Raw genomic sequence first — 7,289 nt, forward strand, 5'->3', positions numbered from 1 at the left:
GGTCCAGGGGGCGGAGCCCCCTGGGAGCGGGGTCGAAGGGGCGGCAGCCCCTGGGGATGGGACGGGTAGGGGCGGCGGGGGCGAGACCAGTTTCAGGCCGTGGTCAGCGCCTTCGGCAAGCGCCCCGTATGCAGCACCCCCAACCGCTGCGTCGCCCGCGTCAGCGCCACGTACAAGTCGCTCGTGCCGTACAGCCCCGGCTCCACCACCAGCACCGAGTCGAACTCCAGGCCCTTGGACTGGCGGGGGTCGAGGAGTACGACGCCGCGCGTCAGGTCGGGCTCGGTGTCCGCCGTGACGCCGTCCAGCTGCGCCGCCAGCCTGCGGTGCAGATGGCGCGGCGCGATGACCGCGAGCCGGCCCTCGGCCGGGGTGAGCTCCTCGACGGCCTTCGCGACCGCGCCGGGCAGGTCGTCGGTGGCGCGCACCCAGGGACGTACACCGGTGGACCGTACGGAACTCGGCGGTTCGAAGTCCGGGTTCTCCGCCCGGACGACCGCCGCGGCGAGGTCCATGATCTCGGCGGGCGTGCGGTAGTTGACGCCGAGACGGGTGTGCTCCCAGCGGTCCTCGACATACGGCTGGAGGATCTTCCGCCATGAGCCGACGCCCGCCGCCTCGGCCGTCTGGGCCGGGTCGCCGACCAGGGTCATCGAGCGGGTCGGGCTGCGCCGCATCAGCAGCCGCCACGCCATCGGCGACAGCTCCTGCGCCTCGTCGACGATGATGTGCCCGAACGCCCAGGTCCGGTCGGCCGCCGCGCGCTCGGCGGCGCTGCGGTGGTCGTCCTCCTCGTGCCGCTCGGCGAACCGCTCGGCGTCGATGATGTCGTGCGCGGACAGGACCTCGGAGTCCTCCTCGTCCTTGTCCTCGAACTCGTAGGTGCGCGAGGCGTACGAGACGTCCAGCACGCCCTGCGCATAGGCGACCTGCGTCTCCCGCTCCCGGTCGGCCAGCGCCCGCTTCACCCGGTCGTCCTCGCCGAGCAGTTCCGCCGCCTCGTCGAGCAGCGGTACGTCCGCCACCGTCCACGCCCGGGTCACGGGCCGGCGGATCGCGGCCGCGTCCTCGTCGGGGAGGTAGCCGACGGGGTCGGCGAGGAAGTCGGCGAGCAGTCGCTGCGGGGTCAGCCGCGGCCACAACTGGTCGATGGCCGCCCACACCTCGGGGTTCTCGGCGATCTCGTCACGGATCTGGGTGATGTCGCTCGCGTCGAGGAGGCTGCCGCCGTCGTACGGGTCGGTGCCGACGCGCTCGGCGTACAGCTCGGTGAGCGTGTTGAGGATGTGCCCCTCGAAGTGCTCCCGCGCCACGTTGTGCTGGAGCCCCGCGTCCCGGGTGCGCTCGCGGGCGACCCGCACCAGGTCGTCGTCGAGCATCAGGATCTCGCGGTCGTGCTCGATCGCGATCACCGGATCGGGCAGCGCCTGCCAGTCCCGTACGACTTCGGCGAGCACGTCCGCCATGTCGGCCCGCCCCTTCACCGCGGCCGCCGCCCGCGTGTCGGTCGCCGTCGCCCGCACACCGGGGAACAGCTCGCCGACCGTGGCCAGCAGTACGCCGGTCTCGCCGAGCGAGGGCAGGACCTCGCCGATATAGCCGAGGAAGGCCGGGTTGGGGCCGACGATCAGGACCGCGCGCTTGGCGAGCAGTTCGCGGTGTTCGTAGAGGAGATACGCGGCGCGGTGCAGCGCGACGGCCGTCTTGCCGGTGCCGGGGCCGCCCTCCACCACCAGCACCCCGCGATGGGGCGCGCGGATGATCTCGTCCTGCTCGGCCTGGATGGTCTGCACGATGTCGTGCATCCGGCCGGTGCGCGCGGCGTCGAGGGCGGCGAGCAGTACGGCGTCACCGGTCGGGTCCTCGTGACCGGTCCGCTCCCGGTCCCCGAGGTCGAGGATCTCGTCGTGCAGGGCGGTGACGGTACGGCCGCTGGTGGTGATGTGCCGCCGGCGCCTGAGGCCCATCGGGGTGTGGCCGGTGGCCAGGTAGAACGGGCGGGCGACATCGGCCCGCCAGTCGATGAGGATCGGCGTGTGGTCCGCGTCGTCGGTGCGCAGGCCGATCCGGCCGATGTGGTGGGTGGCGCCCGCGGCCAGGTCGATCCGGCCGAAGCACAGCGAGCCGTCGACCGCGTTCAGCGCGGCGAGCAGCCCCGAGCGCTCGGCGACCAGGATGTCCCGCTCCAGCCGGGCCTGCATGGGCGTGTTGCCCTGGGCGAGCGCGTCCGTGACACCGCCCTCGGTGCCGGCGCGCAGGCCGTCCACGCGGGCATACAGCACGTCGATGAATTCCTGCTCACCACGAATTTCATCGCTGTTTGACAATTCCACTCCCGGGCCGATACACTGTGCCTACTGGACTTCTCCGCGACCGAATTCCCGTGAAGTCGCGAACCATTGAATATACGCAAAGAAATCCCCCGAGCGCAATTGCTCGGGGGATTTCTTTGTATTACGTCAGGTCAGAGGGCGCCCTCGATCTCCGCCAAGAGCCGTCGCTTGGGCCGCGCCCCCACCATCGACCGCACCGGCTCACCGCCCCGGAAGACCATGAACGTCGGCATCGACAGCACCTTGTAGGCGTTCGTCGTCTCCGGGTTGGTGTCCACGTCCAGCTGGACCACCTTGAACCGCTCGCGCTCCTCCGCCGCGAGGGCGCGGAGCACCGGCCCCATCTGCCGGCACGGCGGGCACCAGTCTGCGGTGAACTCCACCAGCACCGGCAGCTCCGCCCCGATCACCTCCGCCTCGAAGTCCGCGTCCGTCACCTCTGCCACACCCGCGGCCTTGATCACAGCTCCTGCCCTCCCAGTTCGCACAACGGTGGTTCCCCTTCGGCCATCGACAGCCGCAGGCCGATCTTGGCCCGCACGGCCTGCAACTCGCCGATCAGCGCGTCGAGCTCGTCCAGCTTGCGCCGGTAGACCGCGAGCGAGGCGGGACACGAGTCGCCCTCCGGGTGCCCGGCCCGCAGACACTCCACGAACGGCCGGGTCTCCTCCAGGTCGAACCCGAAGTCCTGCAACGTCCTGATCTGCCGCAACAGCTTCAGGTCGGCCTCGTCGTACGTCCGATAGCCGTTGCCGCTGCGCCGCGCGGGCAGCAGCCCCCGCGACTCGTAGTAGCGCAACGTGCGCGTCGTGGTCCCGGCCCGCGCGGCCAGCTCGCCGATTCGCATGCGTACGAACGTAAGCCTTGACGCCGACGTCAGGGCAACCGTGGCAGCAGGGGCTTCCTCGGCAGCGGCGAGGACAGCACGATCGACGTCGTGGTGCGGCCCAGCGCCGAGGTCTGTTCGAGGATCTCCTCCAGGTGGACGGTGTCCTCGACGGCGACCTTGAGGATCCAGCAGTCCTCGCCGACGACGTGGTGGACCTCGATGATCTCCGGGCGGTCGATCAGCTCCAGGGTGCGCGGGTGGCGCAGGGTGTAGCCGCCGTGCGGGTTGACCCGGATGAAGGCCTGGATGCCGTAGCCGAGCCGGGCGGGGGCGACCTGGGCGCCGTACCCCGTGATCGCGCCGGCCGCCTCCAGTCGCCGTACCCGTTCGGTGACGGCGGCCGGGCTGAGCCGTACCCGGCGGCCCAGTTCGCTGAGCTTGATCCGGCCGTCGGTCTGGAGCAGTTCCAGGATCTGCCGGTCCAGGGCGTCGAAGGCCACCGATGTTTCGGCGGTGGCCGGGCGCAGATGCCGTGGTTCTTTTGGCGCGGCGGCCGGATCTCCCATGTCTTCCCCTTCAGGACGCGGTGTATGGCCCGGAGAATTATGGTCATGGGAAAGGCACGAGAGGTACTGGTCATAGGCGGCAGCCGCTATTTCGGCAAGCGGCTGATCGCCCGGCTGCTGGCCGCCGGGGACAGCGTGACGGTGCTGAATCGAGGGTCGTCGCCGCCACCGCCGGGGGCGGTCCATCTGGTCGCCGACCGCGGCGACGAGAAGTCCCTGACGGCGGCGCTGGGTTCACGCACGTTCGACGCCGTGGTCGACCAGGTCTGCTACACGCCGCGCCAGGCGGAGATCGCCCGCCGGGTCTTCGCCGGCCGCACCCGGCGCTATGTGCTGACGTCGACGGTGGAGGTGTACGAGTACGAGGACTCGATCGCCCCCGTGCGGGAGACGGACGTGGACCCGGCGGGCGTACCCGTCGACCTCGAACTCCCCTGGGACGACCCGGAGTTCCTCGACACCCACTACGGCGAGGGCAAGCGGCAGGCGGAGGCCGTGTTCGCCGCCGACCCGGCCTTCCCGTACACGGCGGTGCGTGTCGCCCATGTGCTGGGCGGCGACGACGACTTCACCGGCCGTATGGCGCACTACGCGAGCCGTATCCGCGCCGGTGAGCCGATCGCCGTACCCGTGGTGAACCATCCGGCGACGTACATCCATGTCGAGGAGATCGCCGACTTTCTGTACTGGGCGGTGGGCCAGGACTTCACGGGTCCGGTCAACGCCGCCTCGCACGGCCTGCTGACCACCGAGGACCTGTGCGCCGAGATCGCCGCCCACTTCCTGGACGGCCGGACCGTCTTCCGGCACGTCGAGGTCGGCGACGTCTCCCCCTTCTCCTTCGCCCGCGCCTACGGCATGGACAACTCCCGTGCCACACGGCTCGGTTTCCGCTTCACACACGCCCGGCAATGGCTCCCGAAGGCCGTCGCCGAGACCCTCGGAAAGGACGGAGCCTGACATGCGGCACCGCACGCTGGGCCCCCACCGCGTGAGCGCGATCGGCCTCGGCGCGATGCCGCTGTCCATCGAGGGCCACCCCGACGAGCGGCGCGCCCTGGCCACCGTGCACGCCGCCCTGGACGCGGGAATCACGCTGCTGGACACGGCGGACTCCTACCATCTGCCGGGCGCGGAACCCGGCCACAACGAACTCCTCGTCGCCCGTGCACTCGCCACGTACGGCGGCGACAAGGACGGCGTGCTGGTGGCCACCAAGGGCGGCCGGGGCCGACCTGCCGACGGCAGCTGGACGGTGAACGGCGACCCCCGCCACCTCAAGGCCGCCGCCGAGGCCTCGCTGCGGCGGCTCGGCGTCGAGGCGATCGGGCTCTACCAGCTGCACAAACCCGACCCGGCCGTCCCGTTCGAGGAATCCGTCGGCGCACTGCGCGAGCTGCTCGACGCGGGCAAGATCCGGCTGGCCGGTGTCTCCAACACCGACGTGGACCAGATCCGCGCCGCCCACCGGATCCTCGGCGACCGGCTGGTGTCGGTGCAGAACCAGTACTCGCCGGCCGTCCGCGACAGCGAGGCCGAGCTCCGGCTGTGCGCGGGACTGGGGCCGGCGTTCCTGCCGTGGAGTCCGCTGGGCGGCATCTCCCGCAGCTCGCTGGACGGGCCGTCGGGGAGGGAGCATGACACCCGGCTCGGTGCCTTCCGTGCCGTGGCGCAGGAGCACGGTGTCAGCCCTCAGCGAGTGGCCCTGGCCTGGCTGCTGGCCCGGTCCCCGGCCGTGATCCCGATTCCGGGGGCGAGCCGCCCGGAGACGATCCGGGACTCGGCGGGCGCGGCCGACCTGATGCTGAGCGCGCAGGAGCTGGAGCGGCTGAACAGCGCGGCCGTTCCGGTCGGTTGACGCCGTCGGGTGACGCCGTCGGTTGACATCCTCCGCCGGTCAGTCGTGCGGCAGTGCCGCCGGCCCCTCGGGGGTCTCCTCCTCGTCATTGCCCCGTACGCCGAGCAGGCGGCGGGTGAGGTGGTCCTGGTCGGAGAGGAGTTCGTCGAGGGCGGCGCGGACGTCCTCCGCCTCCGTGCCGGCCGACTCGCGTTCCGCCGCGATCAGTACGGAACGCCGCACCAGCTCCTTGGCGAAGGAGGCCGTCGTGCCCTCCGTGCGGGTCACGACCTCGTCCGTGAGGTCCTTGCCGAGGCCGAGTCCGATGCCGTAGAGGCCGAGGAGGCGGGCGCGGCCGTCGGCGTCGGGCAGGGGGATCTCCACGGCGAGGTCGACGCGGCCGGGGCGCTGGGCGAGGGCCGGTTCCAGCAGGTCGGCGCGGTTGGTGGTGAGGAGGAAGGCGACGTCGGCGTCGTCGCCGAGGCCGTCCATCTCGTTGAGGACCTGGAAGAGCAGCGGCTGGTCGCCGCCGCCGTAGTCGCGGGCCTCGGCGATCAGGTCGCAGTCCTCCAGGACGACGAGCGCGGGCTGGAGCATCCGGGCCAGGGCGCAGGCGGGGCCGATGGCCGTGATGCTGGTGCCGGCGAGGATCACGACCGTGAACTGCGGGAGGTGGGAGAGCAGATAGCGGATCGTGTGGGTCTTGCCGGTGCCGGGCGGGCCGTACAGGAGGAGTCCGCGGCGCAGGTGCTGGCCCGCCGCGAGCAGCTGTTCGCGGCGCCGGGCGACGCCCATGACCTGGCGTTCCAGACGTTCGAGGAGGCCGGCGGGGAGCACGATGTCGTCGCGGGTGAGGTCGGGGCGGCGGTGGAAGCGGAAGGGGCCCAGGCCGTGCCCGAACTCCGAGCCCTCGAAGGAGAGGACCTGGCCGCGGAAGACGTTGTGCGTGCGTACGAGGGTGTCGAGCTCGGCGAGCAGCCGGTCCGCGAACTCCTTGTCCCGGGCGAGGACCTCGACCTCGACCTTGTTGCGCCCGTACTCGTCCTGCGGTCCGCGCAGCAGTACCGCGAACCGTTCGTCGCCCTCGCTGCCGAGGTAGAAACCGCAGGAGACGCAGGCCAGTTCGGTGTCCGGTGCGACGGGGAGGTGGGCGTAGTCGACGGCGCCGATCACGAAACGGTCGTAGCGGTCGGCCGCGTCGAGGATGTCGCCGAGGGTGAGGTCGCCGTGGTGCTGGGCGCCGCGCAGGCCGATCAGCTCGTAGGAGCGGGCGGGGTCGGCGCCGAACCAGCGCTCCAGGGCGAGATGGACGTTCGGCAGGTCGTACGGCGCGTACGCCACCTTGACCACGGGGCGGTCGCTGGGGGTGGAGCCGAGGTGGGCCATCAGCCGGGTGCTGAGGTTGCGGCCGTCCTGCCCGTCCTTGCGCGAGGCGCGGGTGACCGCGGTCAGGAACTCGAAGAACAGGTCGCTCACCTGGTCCAGTGAGACGGGGGACGTCTCATCGCCGCCGAATGAGCCGGTCGATACCTGTACCGTCATGCGCGCCTCCTGCCGGACGGCCTGCGTCGGGGCCTCCAGCGTGTGGCCCGGCGGGCGGCGGGTCAAAGGGATTTCGGCGACATGACTCAAAGGCGTTTCGACGTCATGGCCGGACGCCCGGCCCCGGTTCAGGCGGGGGCGGGCGTGCGGGGTGGGGGGCCGGGCCGGACTCGCAGGTCGGG

General features: G+C 71.5%; 7 protein-coding genes. 2 read left to right on the top strand and 5 right to left on the bottom strand.

Translation table 11 applies throughout. From position 1 onward, the window contains the following. Nucleotides 1–92: 92 nt before the first annotated feature. From ACFWYS_RS39880 to ACFWYS_RS39895, 4 genes are all read right to left on the bottom strand, one after another. Entirely contained in the window at nucleotides 93–2,309 is a 2,217-nt protein-coding gene (locus ACFWYS_RS39880; protein ID WP_384780582.1) for a HelD family protein, read from the bottom strand. Nucleotides 2,310–2,464: 155 nt separating this feature from the next. Beyond that, nucleotides 2,465–2,797 carry a thioredoxin family protein gene (locus ACFWYS_RS39885; protein ID WP_384780413.1) on the bottom strand — a complete coding sequence of 111 codons (333 nt, stop codon included), beginning with the start codon at nucleotides 2,795–2,797 and terminating at the stop codon, nucleotides 2,465–2,467. Next, the gene (locus ACFWYS_RS39890) at nucleotides 2,794–3,180 is read right to left on the bottom strand and encodes a MerR family transcriptional regulator (protein ID WP_384780416.1); all 387 of its coding nucleotides are present in this window, start codon (nucleotides 3,178–3,180) and stop codon (nucleotides 2,794–2,796) included. Before ACFWYS_RS39890 ends, ACFWYS_RS39885 begins: the two co-directional genes overlap by 4 nt. Before the next feature lie 29 nt (nucleotides 3,181–3,209). Beyond that, a complete protein-coding gene (locus ACFWYS_RS39895; protein WP_384780419.1) occupies nucleotides 3,210–3,728 on the bottom strand; it encodes an Lrp/AsnC family transcriptional regulator in 519 nt (172 codons plus the stop codon). A 45-nt stretch (nucleotides 3,729–3,773) separates the two neighbouring features. Here ACFWYS_RS39895 and ACFWYS_RS39900 point away from each other — a divergent pair, with 45 nt between their 5' ends. Beyond that, the gene (locus tag ACFWYS_RS39900; RefSeq protein ID WP_384780422.1) at nucleotides 3,774–4,688 is read left to right on the top strand and encodes an NAD-dependent epimerase/dehydratase family protein; all 915 of its coding nucleotides are present in this window, start codon (nucleotides 3,774–3,776) and stop codon (nucleotides 4,686–4,688) included. Nucleotide 4,689: 1 nt separating this feature from the next. Next, nucleotides 4,690–5,586, top strand: a complete 897-nt coding sequence (locus tag ACFWYS_RS39905; RefSeq protein ID WP_384780425.1) for an aldo/keto reductase — start codon at nucleotides 4,690–4,692, stop codon at nucleotides 5,584–5,586. Between the two features lie 39 nt (nucleotides 5,587–5,625). Here the strand turns inward: ACFWYS_RS39905 and ACFWYS_RS39910 are convergent, their stop codons facing one another. Beyond that, entirely contained in the window at nucleotides 5,626–7,107 is a 1,482-nt protein-coding gene (locus ACFWYS_RS39910; protein WP_384780428.1) for an AAA family ATPase, read from the bottom strand. Nucleotides 7,108–7,289: the final 182 nt, after the last annotated feature.

Origin of the sequence: Streptomyces sp. NPDC059010 (assembly GCF_042740355.1) — a bacterium.
Classification (GTDB): domain Bacteria; phylum Actinomycetota; class Actinomycetes; order Streptomycetales; family Streptomycetaceae; genus Streptomyces.